Source organism: Micromonospora sp. NPDC051141, from assembly GCF_044455765.1.
Lineage (GTDB): Bacteria > Actinomycetota > Actinomycetes > Mycobacteriales > Micromonosporaceae > Micromonospora.
Genome location: NZ_JBITFD010000004.1, coordinates 116882 through 136514, shown reverse-complemented (window position 1 = coordinate 136514; position 19633 = coordinate 116882). Strand labels below are relative to the sequence as shown.

The 19633-nt window shown below is 72.1% G+C and carries 16 protein-coding genes, 1 tRNA gene and 1 pseudogene; 11 read left to right on the top strand and 7 right to left on the bottom strand.

Annotated elements, in window-relative coordinates; translation table 11 throughout:
* The first annotated feature begins 207 nt into the window (after positions 1–207).
* The 4 genes from ACIA6B_RS08905 (at position 208) to ACIA6B_RS08890 (ending at position 4767) form a co-directional block, all read left to right on the top strand.
* On the top strand, positions 208–501 hold the full coding sequence (locus tag ACIA6B_RS08905; RefSeq protein ID WP_396772208.1) for a hypothetical protein: 294 nt from the start codon (positions 208–210) through the stop codon (positions 499–501).
* Complete coding sequence (locus tag ACIA6B_RS08900; protein WP_396772556.1) at positions 501–1121, top strand: RNA polymerase sigma factor; 621 nt, start codon at positions 501–503, stop codon at positions 1119–1121. The genes ACIA6B_RS08905 and ACIA6B_RS08900 overlap by 1 nt, the downstream gene beginning before the upstream one ends.
* Positions 1108–3000 (top strand): EAL domain-containing protein, encoded by a 1893-nt coding sequence (locus tag ACIA6B_RS08895; protein WP_396772207.1) that lies wholly within the window; start codon positions 1108–1110, stop codon positions 2998–3000. Before ACIA6B_RS08900 ends, ACIA6B_RS08895 begins: the two co-directional genes overlap by 14 nt.
* Positions 3001–3306: 306 nt before the next feature.
* Complete coding sequence (locus ACIA6B_RS08890; protein WP_396772206.1) at positions 3307–4767, top strand: endo-1,4-beta-xylanase; 1461 nt, start codon at positions 3307–3309, stop codon at positions 4765–4767.
* A gap of 67 nt (positions 4768–4834) precedes the next feature.
* Here the strand turns inward: ACIA6B_RS08890 and ACIA6B_RS08885 are convergent, their stop codons facing one another.
* The 4 genes and pseudogenes from ACIA6B_RS08885 to ACIA6B_RS08870 all read right to left on the bottom strand — a co-directional run bounded on the left by ACIA6B_RS08885 (position 4835) and on the right by ACIA6B_RS08870 (position 8353).
* Positions 4835–7048 (bottom strand): ATP-dependent RecD-like DNA helicase, encoded by a 2214-nt coding sequence (locus ACIA6B_RS08885; protein ID WP_396772205.1) that lies wholly within the window; start codon positions 7046–7048, stop codon positions 4835–4837.
* Positions 7049–7061: 13 nt separating this feature from the next.
* Positions 7062–7745 (bottom strand): annotated as a pseudogene (locus tag ACIA6B_RS08880) (AAA family ATPase); the annotation flags it as partial.
* A complete protein-coding gene (locus tag ACIA6B_RS08875) occupies positions 7739–8071 on the bottom strand; it encodes a DUF5713 family protein (protein ID WP_396772204.1) in 333 nt (110 codons plus the stop codon). The gene ACIA6B_RS08875 and the pseudogene ACIA6B_RS08880, both read right to left, overlap by 7 nt.
* Before the next feature lie 209 nt (positions 8072–8280).
* A tRNA-Lys gene (locus ACIA6B_RS08870) sits at positions 8281–8353 on the bottom strand.
* 391 nt (positions 8354–8744) lie between these two features.
* Between ACIA6B_RS08870 and ACIA6B_RS08865 the strand changes: the two genes are divergently transcribed.
* The 6 genes from ACIA6B_RS08865 to ACIA6B_RS08840 are packed head-to-tail and all read left to right on the top strand — an operon-like array spanning position 8745 to position 16020.
* Positions 8745–9818 (top strand): LacI family DNA-binding transcriptional regulator, encoded by a 1074-nt coding sequence (locus ACIA6B_RS08865; RefSeq protein ID WP_396772203.1) that lies wholly within the window; start codon positions 8745–8747, stop codon positions 9816–9818.
* Complete coding sequence (locus tag ACIA6B_RS08860; protein WP_396772202.1) at positions 9815–11104, top strand: extracellular solute-binding protein; 1290 nt, start codon at positions 9815–9817, stop codon at positions 11102–11104. Before ACIA6B_RS08865 ends, ACIA6B_RS08860 begins: the two co-directional genes overlap by 4 nt.
* A complete protein-coding gene (locus tag ACIA6B_RS08855) occupies positions 11104–12057 on the top strand; it encodes a carbohydrate ABC transporter permease (RefSeq protein WP_396772201.1) in 954 nt (317 codons plus the stop codon). The genes ACIA6B_RS08860 and ACIA6B_RS08855 overlap by 1 nt, the downstream gene beginning before the upstream one ends.
* Before the next feature lies 1 nt (position 12058).
* Entirely contained in the window at positions 12059–12904 is an 846-nt protein-coding gene (locus tag ACIA6B_RS08850) for a carbohydrate ABC transporter permease (protein WP_396772200.1), read from the top strand.
* Between the two features lies 1 nt (position 12905).
* Positions 12906–13976: a hypothetical protein gene (locus tag ACIA6B_RS08845; RefSeq protein WP_396772199.1), complete on the top strand. Its 1071-nt coding sequence runs from the start codon at positions 12906–12908 to the stop codon at positions 13974–13976.
* Between the two features lie 16 nt (positions 13977–13992).
* The gene (locus tag ACIA6B_RS08840; protein ID WP_396772198.1) at positions 13993–16020 is read left to right on the top strand and encodes a hypothetical protein; all 2028 of its coding nucleotides are present in this window, start codon (positions 13993–13995) and stop codon (positions 16018–16020) included.
* Here the strand turns inward: ACIA6B_RS08840 and ACIA6B_RS08835 are convergent.
* Entirely contained in the window at positions 16001–16249 is a 249-nt protein-coding gene (locus ACIA6B_RS08835; RefSeq protein ID WP_396772197.1) for a hypothetical protein, read from the bottom strand. The genes ACIA6B_RS08840 and ACIA6B_RS08835 overlap by 20 nt on opposite strands.
* 223 nt (positions 16250–16472) lie before the next feature.
* Between ACIA6B_RS08835 and ACIA6B_RS08830 the strand changes: the two genes are divergently transcribed.
* A complete protein-coding gene (locus ACIA6B_RS08830; RefSeq protein ID WP_396772196.1) occupies positions 16473–17555 on the top strand; it encodes an NAD-dependent epimerase/dehydratase family protein in 1083 nt (360 codons plus the stop codon).
* A 58-nt stretch (positions 17556–17613) separates the two neighbouring features.
* On the opposite strand, the gene ACIA6B_RS08825 is transcribed toward ACIA6B_RS08830, so the two are convergent.
* Both ACIA6B_RS08825 and ACIA6B_RS08820 read right to left on the bottom strand, forming a co-directional pair.
* Positions 17614–18792 (bottom strand): hypothetical protein, encoded by a 1179-nt coding sequence (locus ACIA6B_RS08825; RefSeq protein WP_396772195.1) that lies wholly within the window; start codon positions 18790–18792, stop codon positions 17614–17616.
* A 71-nt stretch (positions 18793–18863) separates the two neighbouring features.
* Positions 18864–19613: a ZIP family metal transporter gene (locus ACIA6B_RS08820; protein ID WP_396772194.1), complete on the bottom strand. Its 750-nt coding sequence runs from the start codon at positions 19611–19613 to the stop codon at positions 18864–18866.
* Between the last annotated feature and the right edge of the window lie 20 nt (positions 19614–19633).

Here is a 19633-nt window from a genome sequence, read left to right as displayed (position 1 = left end):
AGCCAAGAGTGACGGAGAGCTACGTGCAAATTGCCCCCATGGGATTGTCATGACCACTTCGCGCAGCGTTCCGATGAGATGACTTTGTGCTGTATGTGCTGACAGCAGCCTTGATCATCGATCTTCGAGAACATTGTGGACGCGGAGGCGTCTACATCCGCTGCCCGCCACGGATAGTAATTGGCGACCGAAGGGGGCAGGGGAACGATGAACGAAGCGCTGGCGGAACCGCTCACCGGCTATCAGGTGATGGCCGTGGCTGTGGCCGTCGCGGGGGCGGCGGCCGGACTGGTACGCGTGTGGGTCGCGTACCGGGCACGCATACAGGAGGAACGCGAGGCGACGACACGTACCACAGCCCGGGTCACCTGGCTGATCAGGCTCGCGGAGACCGACCACGACATGGTGCGGATCGTGGAGCGCGACCGCGACGGGCACCGCGAGGTGGAGTTGGGTGGCCGCGGCGCGGCGAAGGCCGAGGCCGTCGAGGAGGCGGCGTGATGGAGTTCGAGGGCGCCGCCGCCCTGACGACGGACCAGGTCGACCGCGAGACGCCGCGGAAGGCTGAGGCCGCTCGCGTGAAGGCCGCGCACGACCAGGAGTTCGCCGTGTTCGCCGAGGCCTCCTACCACCAGGTGGAGCGGATCCTCAGGTCGGCGTGCCGGGACCGCGAGGTGGTCGAGGACGCGCTCAACGAGGCTTACCTGCACGGGCGGGTCAAGTGGTCCGAGCTGCGGGCCCACGACCGGCCGATCGGCTGGATCGTGGTGACCGCCCGATTCAAGATCATGAAGGACCGTCAGCGGTGTCAGCGGGAGGCCGCGATGGCCCCGGAGGACCTGCCGCCGGTGCCGCGCTCGAACATCGCCGACGTGTGGGAGGCGCAGGAGACGCTGCGGGGCTGGTTGCACCAGCTCCCGACGCGGCACGCCGAGGTGTTCCAGATGGCGCAGGAGGGATTCTCCAACCAGGAGATCGCCCGCATCCTCGGACTGACCGAGAACAGCGTCCGCTCCTACAAGGTGGCCGCCCGGCGAGGGCTGCGCGAGTTGGCCGAGGAGGCCGGCTACACCGGCCCGGACGGCCACCGGCGGCAGGGGGAGAGCCGTGGATCTCGATGACATCCTGGCGCTGGCCGAGACCACGCCCAGCCCGCTGGAACTCGCCCGGGCGCGGCGGGTCGCGCGCGCCGCGCAGAGCCAGTACGACGTCTCCCTCGCCGAGGGCTACAAGATCCTGGTCGACGCCGACCTCGTCGACCCGTTGACCTGCGACGCGGACGAGGCGGCCCGGGTCGCGCGCATCGCCCAACTGTCGAAGTTGGGCACCGTCACCTGGACGGCCGGTGGGACCGGGGGCGTCGGGCGGATCTTCTGGTCGGACGAGATGGCGCGGATCTTCGGGCACGCGCCAGGGACGTTCCGGCTCACCCCCGACACACTTCTCGGCCTCGTGCATCCCGGGGACGCGGGGCGGCTCCGCGCGGCGGTCCGGGCGGTATGGGAGCGGAAGCGTCCCGGCGAGGTCGGCTTCCGGGTGATCCGCCCCGGCGGCAGCATCCGACACGTGCACTGCCACCTGGAGATCACGACCGACCAGGGCGAGCCGTCCGGAATCATCGCCACCGGTGAGGACGTCACCACGCTCGAACTCGCCCGGCGGGAACGCCGTCGGCTCGCCGTCCGCAGCCGCATGCTCTGCGCCGACCCGGCCGCGCGGGACGCCCTTACCGGGCTGGCGACCCGCGGCTACGTCATCGACAAGGTCGATCGGGCCCGCCGCACCGCCGGTGGCGCCGTCGTCGTCGTGGCGACCGAACCCGCCACCCGGCTGCCGGAGGCGCTCACCGACGAGGACCGCGACCAGTTGACCGCGGCGGTCGCCCGTCTCCTGCGGACGGTCGTCGGGAGCGAGCTGACGGGGGGCCTGGTCGGCTCCGGCCTCTGGGGAGTGCTTCTCACGCCGGCCGGGGACGACGCCGAGCGCCTGGCGGCTCGGATCGTCGAGCGGTTCCGGAACCACCTGTTCAGCGTCCGGCAGAAGATGGTGCGACTCAACACCTCGGCGGGCGTGGTGCACTTCGACGGCGGGATCAGTGCGAGCGGGTTCGACCTGCTCGTCGACGGCGAGCACGCGGCCCGCGACGCCCGCCGCAACGCGGCCTCCATCACCGTGCTCGACCAGCCGGTCGCCGACGACGAGCGGGCGGACCGGTGCCGTTCCCGGGTGCGGCACGCGGTCGCGGCGAACAGATTCGCCCTCTACGCGCAGCCCATCGTCGATCTCCAGCTCAACCAGGTCACCCGCCACGAGATCCTGCTGCGGGTCCGCAGTGACACCGGTGAGCCGGTCGCACCCTGGGCGTTCCTCGACATGGCCGAGCGGGTCGGGGAGATCCTCACGGTGGACAAGTGGGTCGTCGACCATGCCCTGGAGTTGATCGGCCGGGGTGCCCAGACCTCCCACTACCAGGTCAACCTCTCCGGCAGGTCGCTCGCCGACCCCGGGCTGCTCGCCTTCGTGACCGAGGCGATCGACCGGCACGGCGTCAAGCCGGAGTGTCTGACGTTCGAGATCACCGAGACCGCCCTCATCGAGAACCGGAACGAGGCGCTGGCCTTCGCGACGGGGATCAGGGAAGTCGGCTGCCACCTGGCACTTGACGACTTCGGCACCGGCTACAGCACGCTCGCCCATCTGAAACAACTCCCGGTGGATCTCGTCAAGATCGACGGGACGTTCATCGTCGACCTCTGCCGGTCGCCGGCAAGCCAGGCCCTGGTGTCCATGCTGGTCAAGCTCTGCGAGGCGCTCGGCATCCGGGTCGCCGCCGAGTACGTCCAGGACGAGCAGACCGTCGAGCTGCTGCGGAACCTCGGGGTCGACTTCGCCCAGGGTTACCGGACCGGACGACCCGAGCCGATCACCGTCAGCCGGACGGAGGCGCAGACGGTCGAGCTGGAGCTGCGGTTCCCGCCGCAGTACACCGCGCTCGGCTGATCGTCGTCGGCGCGGTACGTGCCGGGGTCCGGACGAGTTGCCGAATCCCGGTCGGTTCTTCGCGTCCTTGATGCGCGGCACCTGGGGCCGGAAGTTTCGGCGGCTGGGCCGAGCCGGTTTCTGGGCTCATTGACGTTGACCGATCAACATCTCGCGAGTATGTTGCGGTGAAGTTACCGGTAGTCTTCCGGAAGTTTCGGGGCCGGTGACCCGGACCGCGCACCACCGTCCCGGTGGTGTCCCCGCCAGGTGCGCGGTCCGTGCACACAGCCTTGCGCATCCTCATCCGTTATGCAGAGGAGTGTCATGAAACGTCTACTCAGGCGTGGCCCCTACCGCCTGCTGCTGGCCGCCACCGCCGGCTCGCTGGCCCTGGCCGGGGCAGCGCTTGTGGTGCCCGGCCCGGCCCAGGCCGCCAGCACGCTGGGCGCCGCCGCCGCGCAGTCGGGCCGCTACTTCGGCACCGCCATCGCGGCGAGCCGGTTGAACGACTCGACGTACAGCACCATCGCGGCGCGTGAGTTCAACATGATCACGGCCGAGAACGAGATGAAGCCGGACGCGACGGAGCCGAACCAGAACCAGTTCAACTTCTCCGCCGGCGACCAGATCTACAACTGGGCCACCCAGCGCGGCCTGAAGGTGCGCGGTCACACGCTGGCCTGGCACGCCCAGCAGCCCGGCTGGATGCAGAACATGCAGGGCAGCACGCTGCGCAGCGCGATGATCAACCACATCAACGGGGTGATGGCCCACTACAAGGGCAAGCTCGCCGCGTGGGACGTGGTGAACGAGGCGTTCAACGAGGACGGCAGCCGCCGTAACTCGAACCTCCAGGGCACCGGCAACGACTGGATCGAGGTGGCGTTCCGCACCGCGCGGGCGGCCGACCCGTCGGTCAAGCTCTGCTACAACGACTACAACATCGAGAACTGGTCGTACGGCAAGACGCAGGGCGTCTACCGGATGATCCAGGACTTCAAGTCCCGGGGCGTGCCGATCGACTGCGTCGGTCTCCAGACCCACTTCACCGGCGGCAGCTCGCTGCCGAGCAACTTCCAGACCACGCTGTCCAGCTTCGCGGCGCTCGGCGTGGACGTGGCGCTCACCGAGGTCGACGTCACCAACTCGTCGACCTCGCAGTACCAGGGTCTGACGCAGGCGTGCCTGAACGTGCCGCGCTGCATCGGCATCACGGTGTGGGGGGTGCGCGACAGCGACTCGTGGCGCTCGAACGAGAACCCGCTGCTGTTCGACGGTGGCGGCAACAAGAAGGCCGCGTACACCTCGGTCCTCAACGCGCTCAACGCGGCCGGCCCCGGGCCGACCACCTCGCCGACCGCGACGCCGACCTCCGGGCCGACCACGCCGCCGCCGTCCGGCGGCGCCAGCCGGATCGTCGGCAGCCAGTCCGGTCGGTGCGTCGACGTGCCCAGCTCGTCGCAGACCAACGGCACCCGGGTGCAGCTCTACGACTGCCACGGCCAGACCAACCAGCAGTGGACGTACACCGGCAGCAAGCAGCTGACCATCTACGGCGGCAGCCGCTGCCTGGACGCGGCCGGCTCCGGCAACGGCGCGGCGGTCCAGATCTACGCCTGCAACGGGCAGACCAACCAGCAGTGGAACGTCAACTCCAACGGCACCATCAGCGGCGTGCAGTCCGGCCGCTGCCTGGACGTCTGGGGCGCCGGCAACGGCCAGCAGATCCAGCTCTACGACTGCAACGGCCAGGCCAACCAGCAGTTCCGGCTCGTCGCCAACTGACCGACAGGCGGTGGCTCACCGTGGCGACGGTGGGCCACCGCAGTCGTCCAAGGTCGGCTCGGGGCGGTCACGTGAGGCGGTGGTTGAGGGCGGTGTGTCGTCGTCCGGCGCCGACGGTGCGGACGGCGGCGGCGAGCGCGCGGCGGGAACCGACCAGGACGACCAGTTGCTTGGCGCGGGTGACGGCGGTGTAGAGCAGATTGCGTTGCAGCATCATCCAGGCGCTGGTGGTCAACGGGATCACCACGGCCGGATACTCCGAGCCCTGGGACCGGTGGATGGTCATCGCGTACGCGTGGCTGAGTTCGTCCAGCTCGTCGTAGTCGTACGCGATGTCCTCGTCCTCGTCGGTGCGGACGGTGAGCGTCTGGTCCTCCGGGGAGATGGCGGTGACGATGCCGAGCGTGCCGTTGAAGACGCCCGCCTGACCCTTGTCGTAGTTGTTGCGGATCTGGGTGACCTTGTCGCCGATGCGGAACACCCGCCCACCCATCCGCCGTTCCGGCTGCCCCTCGCGGGGCGGGGTGAGTTTCTGCTGCAACAGCGTGTTCAGCGCGCCGGCGCCGGCCGGGCCCCGGTGCATGGGGGCGAGCACCTGGATGTCGCGGCGGGCGTCCAGGCCGAACTTGGCCGGGACGCGGGTGCAGGCGACGTCGACGGTCAGGGCGGCGGCGGCCTCGGTGTCGTCGCAGGCGAACAGGAAGAAGTCCGGCAGCCCCTGGAGAAGGGGCGGGCGGCCGGCGTTGATGCGGTGCGCGTTGGTGACCACGCCGGACTCGGCGGCCTGGCGGAAGACCTGCGTCAGCCGCACCCGGGGAATCGACGGGGCGGCGAGCAGGTCGCGGAGCACCTCACCGGCGCCGACCGACGGAAGCTGGTCGACGTCACCGACCAGCAGCAGGTGCGCGCCGGGCGGGACCGCCTTGACGAGCTTGTTGGCGAGAATGAGGTCGAGCATGCTGGCCTCGTCGACCACCAGCAGGTCGACGTCGATCGGGTTGTCGCGGTCGTAGGAGGCGTCACCACCGGGGCGTAGCTGCAACAGCCGGTGCACGGTGGCGGCCGGATGGCCGGTCAACTCGGCGAGACGCTTCGCGGCCCGGCCGGTCGGCGCGACGAGCGTGACCTTCGCCTTCTTCGCGACGGCCAGCTCGACGATCGAGCGTACGGTGAAGCTCTTGCCGCAGCCCGGCCCGCCGGTGAGCACCGCGACCTTCGAGGTCAGCGCGAGCCGGACGGCCTGTTCCTGTTCCTCGGCGAGGTCGTTGCCGGTGCGGGCGCGCAACCACCGCTGCGCCTTGTCCCAGTCGACGTCGTGGAAGTGGGGCAGCCGGTCGACCCGGTCGCGCAGCAGCCGGGTCAGCGAGTTGGCGAGCGACTGCTCGGCGCGGTGGAACGGCACCAGGTAGACCGCCGGCACCGGTTCCCCGTCCCCGCCGGGCAGCGCCTCGCGGACCACCCCCTCGTCGGCCGCCAGGTCGTCGAGGCAGCGGGCCACCAGGTCGGCGGGCACGTCGAGGATCTTCGTCGCGTCCGCGACCAGCACCGGTTCGGGCAGGTAGCAGTGCCCGTCGTCGGTGGCCTCGGAGAGCGTGTACTGGAGGCCGGCCATCACGCGTTGTGGGCTGTCGTGCGGGATGCCCACGGACCGGGCGATCGTGTCGGCGGTCTTGAAGCCGATGCCCCACACGTCGGCGGCCAGCCGGTACGGCTCCTTGGTGACCACGTCGACGGAGGCGTCGCCGTACTGCTTGTAGATCCGCACCGCCAGCGAGGTCGACACGCCGACACCCTGGAGGAAGACCATCACCTCCTTGATGGCCTTCTGCTCCTCCCACGCGGCGGTGATCTTCGCCGTACGCTTCGGGCCCAGCCCCGGCACCTCGACCAGTCGGGCCGGCTCCTCCTCGATGACCCGCAACGTGTCCAGGCCGAAGTGCGCGACGATCCGCTCGGCGAACACCGGCCCGATCCCCTTCACCAGACCCGAACCGAGGTAGCGCTGGATGCCCTGGATGGTGGCGGGCAGCACGGTGGTGTACGAGTCGACCTCGAACTGCCGGCCGTAGCGCGGATGCGACGACCATCGTCCGTGCAGGCGCAGGCTCTCGCCGGGCTGCGCGCCGAGCAGCGCGCCGACCACGGTCAGCAGGTCACTGCCCCGCTCGGTGGCCACCCGGGCCACCGTGTAGCCGGTCTCCTCGTTGACGTACGTCAGGCGCTCCAGGACCGCTTCCAGCGTGGCCAGTGGAGGACGGGGTGCGGCGGTCACGGCCACCATCCTGCCTCCAACCGGCGCGGCTCTCCCAGACCGGCTGCCGTGGTTCGTCGTTGTGCACGACGATGTCCGCGTGCTCGGTCGGGCGGGCCATGGCAAAGTAGAGCCGCTGGGCGGGGAGGTACCGCTCGCGCCAGCGCCGTTCGACCTCCGCCCGGGACGACACCTGGCGCTCCCGGACCACGGCCCGCTCCACGGTCTTCTCGAGTGCGGTCGACACGAAGACCCGCAGGTCCCACCGGTCGAGCAGTTCCGGACGCAGCAGGAAGACGCCGTCGAAGACCAGCACGGCGTCGGCGGGGGCGGTGGTGACCGGCAGGGACAGCACCGCGTCCGTGGCGTGGTCGTAGACGGCGGGGCGGAAGCGCCGGTTCCCGCCCGGGCCGAGCGGGTCCAGCAGCACCCGGATCAGCGATTCCCGGTCGTGGGCGTCGACGTAGCAGCCCTCGGCCGAGAACTCACCGCGCGGATAGCGTTGCGCCCGGGGAAACAGGAAGTCGTCGACGGTCGCGCGGATGACCTCGCGGCCACGCTCGCGCAGGACGGCGGCCAGCTCGTCGGCGAGGGTGGTCTTGCCGGCGGCGGGCGGCCCGTCGACGGCGACGCGCGTCGGGTGGGTGGCGGTGACGGACCCGACGGCTTCGGCCAGGTGGTCGAGCAACTCGTCGCAGGTGCCGTGCTCGCGTGGCCGGCTCACCATTCCCGATTCGCGATCAGTCGCTCGGTGTCGGCGTCGATGAATCCGTAGCTGGTCGCGATGAACCAGAAGTCCTCGCCGATGGCCTCACGCGCAGTCGTTTCGATCTCACTACCGGCTTCCTCGAACTCCGCCTCCAGCAGGTTGAACTCGTCCGTCGCGGCATCGGTGAGCACGTACAGGGCGGCCAGATCCTTCGGCTGCTCCGCCTCGATCCGCTCGCACAACCGCACCAGGATCGCTCGGCCCCTGTCGACGACATGGTTCGGGAAGTAGTCGTCCTCGTACAGCTCGTGCAGGAAGGCGTACGCAGCCACATGCTGGTTCATGACCGGCATCATGCTCCCGAGGTGTGGCGACGGACAGGTCCACGTCAAGGGGGTACCCGCGCCCGCCGTCGGAGCGGGTAGGTGGCGACGAGTGGGTTCTGGGTGCGTCTGTGGTTGTCAGAGCGACAAGAAACGCACCCGAAGTTCGAGTCCAATCAGCGCCCGGTCGATGGTCGCTCGACCAGGCCGCTTGCCTGATGTTCCAAGGGTGGGCCGCCTGGGACTCGAACCCAGAACCTAAGGATTAAAAGTCCTCAGCTCTGCCAATTGAGCTAACGGCCCGTCGGGCCACAGGCTACCGGATCACCGGCCCGGGAGTTGAGGTCCGGCTTGGCGGGGCGACGGCTCGCCCTGCCGCCACCAACGGTGGCGCAACACCGACCTGCCGTCTCCTGCCAGAACCAGTCGCGCGACGGGTGTCCACGGTCGTGATCTCGACGGGCTCGCCGCCGCTCACCCGAGCCAACACCCGGCTCGTGTTCTCAGCTCTGACGCCACCCGGGCTGGCGCTGGTCGACCCTCGTTCGCCGGGCGGATCCGCCCGACCAGCGCGTTGACCTGCCGTCGAGCCGCCGCGCATCGATCGGCCGTCTCCTGTTGTGCAGTCGGGGGAACCGGTCTAACCTCCGTTGCTTAAACCGGTTTAGTCATCCGTCCGACGAGGGAGGTGCCGGTGACCCGGCCAGGTCGACCGACGATCCGCGACGTCGCCCGTGCGGCCGGCGTATCGAAGGGTCTGGTGTCCTTCGCGCTCAACGGCCGCCCCGGGGTGGCCGACGAGACGCGGGAGCGGATCCTCACCGCCGCCCGCGCCCTGGGCTGGGAGCCGAGCCACCGGGCCCGCGCGCTGTCCGCCTCGCGGGCGTTCGCGGTCGGCCTGGTGATCGCCCGCCCGCCCGAGCTGCTCGGCGCGGACCCGTTCTTCCCCGCCTTCATCGCCGGGGTGGAGCGGACCCTGTCCGACCGGGGTCAGGCGCTCGTCCTCCAGGTGGTGCCGGAGTCGGCCGAGGAGGCCGGCTACCGGAAGCTGGCCGCCGACGGCCGGGTGGACGGCGTCTTCCTGCTCGACCTGCGGGTGGACGACCCACGGCTCGCGCTGTTGGAACAGCTCGGGCTGCCGGCGGTGACGATCGCCCGACCGATGGCGCCGACCCGCTGGCCGGCGCTGCTGATCGACGACCGGCCGGGCATCGCCGCGGCGGTCGCCCACCTGGTCGAGCTGGGACACCGGCGGATCGGGCACGTCGCCGGGCCGGACCACTTCCTGCACGGCCGGGTCCGCCGGCTGGCCTGGGAGCGGGCGCTGACGGACGCCGGCCTGCCCGCCGACCTCTGCGTGGCGTCGGACTTCTCGGCGGCCGGCGGCGCACAGGCCACCCGCGTGCTGCTCGACCGGGCCGAGCGGCCCACCGCGATCGTGTACGCCAACGACCTGATGGCCATCGCCGGGCTCGCGGTGGCCCGGGAACTCGGTGTCGACGTGCCCGGACAGCTCTCCGTGACCGGGTTCGACGACGCGGAGCTGGCCGGCTACGTCAGCCCGCCGCTGACCACCGTGCGGACCGACCCGTTCGAGTGGGGGCGGGCCGCCGCGCACGTCCTGCTCGAACTCATCGACGGCGAGCCGGTGGCCGACGTGCCCACGCCGCCCGCGCAACTCGTTCTCCGTGCCTCCACCGCACCACCACCGGCGCCGCCCGCCCAGCGGCGTCGTTCCCCCGCACCGTCCCGATCGGAGCAGACATGAAACGTACCCTTCCGGCCCTGCTGCTGACCGCCGCGCTCGCCGTCACCGCGGGTTGCGACGGCAGCGGCGGTGGCGGCGACGCCGCCGAGGCCAACGCCGCCCGTGGCCCGATCGACATCTGGCTCTCCAACAACCAGGAGGAACTGGCCTGGGGCAAGGCGATGGTCGAGGCGTGGAACGCGGAGCACGCCGACCAGAAGATCACCGCCCAGGAGATCCCGGCGGGCACCAGCTCGGAGGAGGTGATCGGGGCCGCCATCACCGCCGGCAACGCGCCCTGCCTGATCTTCAACACCGCGCCGGCAGCCGTGCCGCAGTTCCAGAAGCAGGGCGGCCTGGTCGCCTTGGACTCGTTCGACGGTGGTGCCGCCTACATCGCCGAGCGCACCGGCCAGACGGCGGACCAGTACAAGTCGCCGGACGGCAAGTTCTACCAACTGCCGTGGAAGTCCAACCCGGTGATGATCTTCTACAACAAGACGGTCTTCGCCAAGGCCGGCCTGGACCCGGAGCGGCCCCCGCTGGCGACGTACGACGAGTTCCTCGCCGCCGCCCGGAAGATCAAGTCGTCGGGCGCCGCGCAGGCCGCCATCTACCCGGCCCCGACCAGTGAGTTCTTCCAGTCCTGGTTCGACTTCTACCCGCTGTTCGCGGCCGAGACCGGCGGCAAGCAGCTCGTCGACCAGGGCAAGGCCCAGTTCGACTCGCCCGAGGGGCAGCGGGTCGCGGAGTTCTGGAAGACCCTCTACGCCGAGGGCCTCGCGCCGAAGGAGAAGTACAACGGCGACTCGTTCGCCGACGGCAAGGCCGCCATGGCCATCGTCGGCCCGTGGGCGATCTCGGTGTACGGCGACAAGGTGAAGTGGGGCGCGGTGCCGGTGCCGACGTCCACCGGCAAGCCGGCCGACCAGATTCGCACGTTCAGCGACGCGAAGAACGTCGCCATGTACTCCGCCTGCAAGAACCGCGCCACCGCCTGGGACGTGATGCGCTTCGCCACCAGCAAGGAGCAGGACGGCGCGCTGCTGGCCAAGACCGGTCAGATGCCGCTGCGCACCGACCTGGCCGCCGCCTACCCGGACCACTTCGCCAAGAACCCGGCCTACCAGGCGTTCGCCGACCAGGCGGCCCGGACGGTCGAGGTGCCGAACGTGCCGAACTCGGTGGCCGTCTGGCAGGCGTTCCGCGACGCGTACTCCGAGTCGGTGATCTTCGGTAAGAAGCCGGTGCCCGACGCTCTCGGCGCCGCCGCGGACAAGGTCGACCAGCTCGCCGCCGGCTCCTGATGTCCACCACCTCCACCGCGGCGGCCCCCGCCCCCGGGGCCGCCGCGCGAAGCCCGAAACCGGCCGGTCGGGGCCGGGTGGCGGCCGTGCTGGGCCGCCACCCGGTGGGCATGGTGCTGGCCGCGCCGTACGCGGTGTTCGTCGCCGTGGTGTTCGCCTATCCGCTGGGCTTCGCGATCTGGATGAGCTTCCACGACTACTTCTTCGCCGCGCCGGGCGCGGTGGTGGACCGGCCCTTCGTCGGGCTGGACAACTACCGCGCGGTGCTCGCCGACCCCGCGGTCCGCCAGTCGTTCGGCAACATCGGGATCTTCCTGGTCATCAACGTGCCGCTGACCACGGTGCTGGCGCTGCTGCTGGCGGTCGCGCTGAACCGGGTGGTGCACGCCCGGACGTTCCTGCGGGTCGCGTTCTACGTGCCGTACGTGACCGCGAGCGTGGCGGTGGTCGGGGTGTGGCTGTTCCTGTTCAACGCCGACGGCCTGGTCAACTCCGTGCTCGGCCCGCTGGCGCCCGACCCGTCCTGGCTGGTGAACGCCGGTCTGGCGATGCCGGTCATCGCGGTGTTCGTGGTCTGGAAGCAGCTCGGCTTTTTCATCCTGCTCTACCTCGCCGCGCTCCAGAACGTGCCGAAGGAGCTGTACGAGTCGGCGTCGGTCGACGGCGCGGGCTGGTGGCGGCGGTTCCGGTCGGTGACCGTGCCGGCGGTCCGCCCGGCGACCGCCCTGGTGGTCATCCTGGCCACCATCACCGGCGCCAACCTGTTCACCGAGCCCTACCTGCTCACCGGCGGGGGCGGCCCGAACGGCGCGTCCGCCTCGCCGGTGCTGGTGATGTACCAGCGCGGCATCCAGCAGGGCCAGCCGGACGTGGCCGCCGCCATCGGTGTGCTGCTGGTGATCGGGGTGCTGCTCATCTCGTTGGTCAACCGCCGGCTGATCGAGAGGGACTGACGTGACACCGACCTCCACCGCCCGCTGGCCGGGGCTGTTGCGCCACGTGGTGCTGTTCGCCGGGGCCCTGCTGTTCCTCTTCCCCTTCTACTACATGCTGATCGGCAGTCTCCAGGCCGAACCGGACACCTCGGTCGCCGGGGCGTTTCCCACCTCCGGCCTCACCCTGGACAACTACCGGGACATCAACTCCCGGGTCGACCTGCTCGGCTCGCTGATCAACTCGGGCGTCTTCACCGGCGGCGTCATCCTCGGCACCGTGGTCTTCGGGGTGCTCGCCGGCTACGCGCTGGCCCGGCTGCGGTTCCGCGGCCGGGGCACGCTGTTCGCGCTGGTGCTGCTGGTTCAGGTGATCCCCTTCCAGCTCCTGCTGATCCCGCTCTACGTGCTGATCGTGCGCGGGTACGGGCTGGCCGACTCCTACCTCGGGATGATCCTGCCGTTCGCGATCAACACCACCGCGGTCTTCGTCTTCCGGCAGTTCTTCCTGCAACTGCCGGACGAGCTGTTCGCCGCCGCCCGGATCGACGGCGCCGGGGAACTGCGGCTGCTCTGGTCGGTGGCGTTGCCGCTGGTCCGCCCCGCGCTGCTGACCGCGGTGCTGCTCACCTTCATCGGGCCGTGGAACGAGTTCCTCTGGCCGTTCCTGATCACCAAGCAGGCGGACATGCAGCCGCTGGCGGTCTCCCTGGCCAACTACATCAGCAACGTGGCGGCCCGCGCCGCCAACCCGTACGGCGCGGTGCTGGCCGGGGCCTGTGTGCTCGCCGCGCCGGCCGTCGGCCTCTTCGTGGCCTTCCAACGACACTTCATCTCCACCGACATCGGTTCCGGTGTGAAAGGTTGACATGCCTGTCTCGACCACTGTCCCGTACACGCTGACCCGGCTGGGCGTGCTGATGGCGCCTGACCCGGCCGAACCCTTCGAGGCCGCCGGCGTGCTCAACCCGGCGAGCGGCCGTACCCCGGACGGCCGGCTGCACCTGCTGCCCCGGCTGGTCGCCGACGGCAACGTGTCCCGCGTCGGGCTCGCCGAGGTCGAACTGCGCGACGGCGTACCGGTCGGCGTGCGCCGGCACGGCGTCGTGCTGGCCCCGGACGAGGGCTGGGAGCGCGGCCTCAACAACGCCGGGGTGGAGGACCCGCGCACCACCTGGGTGCCGGACCTCGGCCAGCACCTGATGACGTACGTGGCGTACGGGCCGCTCGGCCCCCGCCTCGCGCTGGCCGTCTCCACCGACCTGCGCTCCTGGCGGCGGCTCGGCCCGGTGCAGTTCGCCTACCAGCCCGACCTGGACACCGACCTCAACCTGTTCCCCAACAAGGACGCGGTGTTCTTCCCCGAACCGGTGCCCGGCCCGGACGGCCGGCCCTGCTACGCCATGCTGCACCGGCCGATGTGGGACCTCGGCTGGTTCCGCCCCGGCGAGGGCGTGCACCTGCCGGCCGGCACCACCGACGAGCGGCCCGGCATCTGGATCTCGTACGTGCCGGCGGACGAGGTGCGCGCCGACGTCACCGCGCTGGCCCGCCCCCGCGACCACCGCTGCGTGGCGCTGTCCGAGTTCCCCTACGAGGAGCTGAAGATCGGCGCCGGCCCGCCGCCGCTGCGGGTGCCGGAGGGCTGGCTGCTGCTCCACCACGGGGTGACCGGCCACGTCCCCAGCGGCTGGGACCCGACCACCCAACGCGTCGAGTACGCGGCCGGGGCGATGCTGCTGGACCCGGCCGACCCGGCCCGGGTGCTGGCCCGCACCGCCGAGCCCATCCTCGTGCCGGACACCGAGGACGAGAAGGCCGGCACCGTGCCCAACGTCGTCTTCCCCACCGCGATCGAGGAGGTCGACGGCGTGCGGTTCGTGTTCTACGGAATGGCGGACACGAAGATCGGCGTCGCCCGGCTCGACCACACCCCCTGACGCCCGAGGAGACCCCATGAAACGCCGATCCCTCCTGCTGGGCGGCAGCCTCGCGCTGGCCGGACCGCTGCTGGCGCCGCCCGCCCCCGCCGGGGCCGCCCCCGCCGACCCGTTGACGAACCTGTCCCACCTGGACTTCCTGCTCGACCGGGTCACCCCGCCCGCGCAGGCCGGGCACACCACGTACCGGCTCGCCGACACGCCGACGGTCGGGGTGCTCCGGACGTACGCCGAACCGAACCCGGACGGCACGTTCCGGCGCGTCGGCGGCGGGGCGTACGACCCGGCGGCGGACACCTGGGGGCAGGGCGCCCACAACGCCGACGACATCGCCCGCGCCGCCGTGGTCTACCTGCGACACTGGCGGTCCACCGGTGCCACCACCAGCCGTGACGCCTCGTACGCCCTGCTGCGGGGCCTGACCTATCTCCAGACCGCCACCGGGCCGGACGCCGGGAACGTGGTGCTCTGGATGCAGCCCGACGGCACGCTGAACCCGAGCGCCGAACCGGTCGAGCTGCCCGACCCGTCCGACAGCGGCCCGTCGTACTGGCTGGCCCGCACCGTCTGGGCGCTGGGCGAGGGGTACGCCGCCTGGCGTACCGCCGACCCCGGGTTCGCGTCGTTCCTGCGCGGGCGCCTCGACCTCGCGGTCGACGCGTTGGAACGCCAGGTGCTCGTCCGGTACGGCACCTGGCAGGTCGTCGACGGCGAGCGGACGCCCGGCTGGCTGATCGCGGACGGCGCGGACGCCACCGCGGAGGCCGTGCTGGGGCTGGCCGCGTACGTGCGGGCCGGTGGCGGGGCCGGGGCGCGGCGGGCGCTGAGCCGGTTCGCCGAGGGCATCGCCGCGCTGGCCGACGGGGACGTCCGGGAGTGGCCGTTCGGCGCGGTCCGCCCCTGGGCGCTGTCCCGCTCGGTGTGGCACGCCTGGGGTTCGCAGATGCCCGCGGCGCTGGCCGTCGCCGCGCGGGTGCTCGGTGACCGGCGGCTGCTGACGCCGGCGGTGACCGACTCGGCGGTCTTCACGCCGTGGCTGCTCACCTCCGGCGGCCCGGACAACGGGCGGCAGCCCACCCCGACGGACCGGTCGCAGATCGCCTACGGCGTGGACTCCCGGGTGCAGTCGCTGCTCGCCGTCGCCGACGCCACCGGGCGCGACGGGTTCCGGCAGCTCGCCGGCATGGTGGCCGCCTGGTACTTCGGCGCCAACGCGGCCGGCGTGCCCGGGTACGACCCGGCGACCGGGCGCACCGTCGACGGCATCGCCGGTGACGGGACGGTCAACCGCAACGCCGGCGCCGAGTCGACAATCCACGGCCTGCTCAGCATGCTGGCGCTGGACGCCCACGCCGAGGTGGCGGCGCTGGCCCGGCAGGGCCGGATCGTGGCGCGGGTCGGCGGGACCGTGGTGGAGGCCGAACAGGCCACGCTGACCGGCGGCGCGGACGTGGTCACCCCCGAGTCGACGTGGACCGGCGAGTTCGCGTTCAGTGGCGCGTACGCCCTGCTGCCGGCCGGTGCGACCGCCCGCTGGCGGTTGCCGGCCGCGGACCAGCCCCGGTTGGTGCTGCCGGTGGTCGACTTGCGGCCGGGCAGCCCGGCCGTCACCCGGTGGTCGGCCGCCTCGCCCGACGGCCGGGCGCGGACCGTGGGCACCGTCCGGCACGGGCGGGTCGGCGCGCAGGGGACCTCCCCGACGCCCGGCGCGCTGCTGCCGGTGACGCCGAGCGGCCCGGCGGAGGCACCGGCCGACGTCGTCGACCTGGTCGCGGTCTCGGCCGGCGGGGACGCCGTGGTCGACGCGGTGCTGCTCGAACCGCTCGTCTCCCGGTACGTGATCGCCGGCACCGGATCGACGACGGCGCTGCTGCGCAGCGCCGCCCGCACGCCCCGGACCGTCCCGGTCACCGTGCCCGGCGCGGGGACGGCGTGCGTCGAGACGTACGACGCGCAGGGCGTGCGACGCTCCCGGACCCGGACCCGGGGTGGCACGGTGCCGGCGGTTGTGCTGCCCGGCGGCTTCACGCTCGTCCGGCGCTGACGGGCGCGGCGGCCCGGACGCTGACGGGCGCGGCCCGGACGCTGACGGCCGCGGCCCGGGCGGCCTCCCCGCCCGGGCCGCTACGCTTCGGCCATGTCGAGCTGGCGATGGCGCGACCGGGTGGCGGCGACGGCCCTGGTGCCGGCGGTCGGCCGCCGCCGATCCCACCGGCGGCGACCGGGACGTGCGGTGCCGCCAGGGTGGTGGCGAGCAGATTGCTGATCGACATCGGGACTCCCTCAGGGTCGTGGACCGCGGGTACGGACGGCAGCGTATGGACCGGCCTCGTCGCGGCGCGTCATGCCGGAGTTGCCGGTCGGGCTACCACCCGGGGCGTACGCGCCGGGATCCCGTACTCCCGTGGTGGTGTCGTGCTCGGGAGAAGGGCTGGGTCCGCACGAACCCACGCCCCTGAACGGTTGCTGTCCGGTTCAGCGGGTACCGCATCGGGCATGCGCATCGTGATCGTGGGGGCGACCGGAAACGTGGGCACGGCGGTCCTGCGCCGGTTGCGGCAGGAGTCGGGGGCGGAACTGGTCGGCGTGGCCCGCCGGCTGCCCGGACCGGACGCCGGTGAGCCGTACGACGACGTCGAGTGGCACTCCTGCGACATCGGCGCGCCCGGCGCGGCTGACGAGTTGGTGCGGATCTTCGCCGGGGCGCGGGCGGTCGTGCACCTGGCCTGGCAGATCCAGCCCAGCCACGACCGGCGCACGCTCTACCGGACCAACGTCGGCGGCAGCCGCGCGGTCGTCGAGGCCACCGTCCGGGCCGGCGTTCCCGCCCTGGTGTACGCGTCGTCCGTCGGCACCTACGCGCCCGGCCCGAAGGACCATCCGGTCAGCGAGAACTGGCCGGCGACCGGGGTGCGGACGTCGTCGTACAGCCGGGACAAGGCCGAGGTGGAGGCGCTCCTGGACGACGTGCGGCAGGAGCACCCGGGGCTGCGGGTGGTCCGGCTGCGGCCGGGTCTGATCTTCCAGCGTGACGCCGGCACCGAGATCAGCCGCTACTTCCTCGGTCCGCTGGTGCCGGTGCGGCTGCTGCGCTACGGCCGGTTCCCGCTGGTGCCCTCGCACCGGCGGCTCCGGATGCAGGCGGTGCACGCCGACGACGTGGCCGACGCGTACGCCCGGGCGGTCCTGGGCGACGCGCACGGCGCGTTCAACGTGGCGACCGACCCGGTGCTGACGCCGGCGCTGGTGGCGCGGCACTTCCACGGCTGGACCGTGCCGGTGGCGGTGCCGGTGCTGCGCGCCGCGGCGGCGGTGACCTGGCGGGCCCGGCTGCAACCGGTCGACACCGGGTGGGTGGACCTGGCGCTGAACGTCCCGCTGATGTCCGCGCAGCGGGCCGAGACCGACCTCGGCTGGGCGCCCCGGATCGACACGGTGACCGCCCTGAAGGACCTCATCGCCGGCATGTCGACGAGGTCGGGAACCAAGTCTCCGCCGCTGTCGACGGACCCCACCCTCCCCGGCCGCGCGGCTGCCGTGCCCAAGGGCCACCTCCCCGGCCACCCCAACCCGTACTGACCAGCGGGGTGAGGAGGGGCCCCTTCGCTAGCGGAGGCGTTAGGCCGGGGCCCGGCCTTCAGCCTCGGGTGAGGCGGGCGCCGAGGAAGAAGATGCCGGGGGCGCCCCTCGTCTCGAAGCCTCGGCTGGGGTTGCGACGCAGGGTCGAGCTGGTGATCGACAGGGTGCCGGTGCGGTTGTTGCTGACGAAGAAGATCGCGCCGCCGCCCTCGTTGGCGCTGTTGTCCTCGACGATCGTGCCGGCGAGCTTCACCGTGAACTCGTTGCCGTCGCAGTAGACCGCGCCGCCGCTGCCGCCGCCCGGCGTGCCGCCCCGGGCCGGGTTCGCGCCGGTGCCGACCGCCTGGTTGTCGCGGAAGACGCTGTTCAGCACCGTCCAGGAGACGCCGATGCTGCTCAACGCCGCGCCGTTGGCGCACACCCCGCCGGTGAACGTGCTGCCCACCACGTACACCGGCTTGTTCTCGAACTGGCTGAGCACCCGCAGCGCCGCGCCACCCAGGTCCGGGCCGGTACGGTCGCAGCGGTTGTCGACGAACCGGGAGTTGACCACCTTGACCCGGCCGCCACGGACGAAGATCGCGCCGCCCCCGCCGCCCTCGGTCCGCTCGCCCGTCGAGTTGCCGTTCGCGAACGTCAGGTTCTGCACGGTGAGCTGCGGGTGGTCCTGGTTCTGGCAGTGCGAGGTGGTGAAGCCCTGCGCCGGGTCGCAGGTGTTCAGGTAGAGGATCCGTCGGCTGCCGCCGCCGCTCAGCGTGACCTTGCCGCCGCCGTCCAGCACGATGCGCGGGCCGTGCGCGTTCACCACCTTGGCGGTGGCCTTCATGGTGATGGTCACCGGCGCCGGGCCGCAGTCGAACGTGATGATGCCGCCGGCCGCCACCGCCTTCACCACCGCCGCCGAGGTGCAGCTCGCCGGCGTGCCGGTGCCGACGGTACGGGTCGGACGCGAGGTGTCCACGGCCCGCGCCTCGGCCGGCACGGTGGCCCGACCGTCCGGGTTGCCGGCGCGGAACGCGACAGCGGCCGGGCCGGGGCTCGGCCTGGCGGTGCCCAGGCCGGCGCGAGCGCTCGGCGAGGCGGCCGGGGCGGCCGGGGCAGCGGCCTCGGTGGCACCGGACGATGTGCCGGTGGCGGCGGTCGGGGCGGTCCGGTCGGACGACTCGCCGCCGCACCCGGGCAGCGCGGCGGTGGCCAGGGCGAGGACGAGGAGGGAGACAGCGGACTTCACGCGCACCCGCCGATGCTAGGGGACCGGCCGCCCCGGCACGACTCCGTCGGCGATCCTTAACCCGCGGCTAAGCCCGGTCAGGTGTGCGAGAGGGCGAACGCGACCAGGAAGCCGAGCACCGTGATCAGGCCGACCAGCAGGTGGGCGTCCTCGAACGCCTCCGGGACCATGGTGTCGGTGATCATGGCCAGGATCGCGCCGGCGGCGAGCGCGGTGATGGTGGCCAGCACCTCCGGCGGGGCGCCGCCGAGCAGCGTGTACCCGGCCAGCGACGCGGCGCCGGAGATCAGCGCGATGGCCGCCCAGAGCCCGAACACGTACCGCCGGGACCGCCCGGCCTGCCGCATGCCGGCCGCGCTGGACAACCCCTCCGGCACGTTGCTGAGGAAGACCGCGATCACGGTGACGAAGCTGACCGGGCCGCCGGCCAGCAGGCTCGCGCCGATCACCACCGATTCCGGTACGCCGTCGAGCAGCGCGCCGACCGCGATCGCGTTACCCGAACCGGGCTGCTCCTGCTCGGAGGGCTGCTCGTCGCCGGAGCGCTTGCGGTGCCGCGCCCCGTGCCGGGCCAGCAGCACGTTCGCCCCGGTGTAGGTGAGCGCGCCGACCGCCGCGCCGATCGCCACCGGCAGCAGGCCGCCCTGCTCGTGCGCCTCCTCGATCAGCTCGAACGAGACGGCGGAGAGCAGCACGCCCGCCCCGAACGCCATCACCGACGCGGTGGCCCGGCGCGGCACCCGCGCGAAGAACCCGACGGCCGCCCCGATCAACAGGGCGGACCCGGCCAGCAGACCCCAGAATCCCGCTTCCAACCATTCCGGCACCCGGAGGAAACTACCCCCGC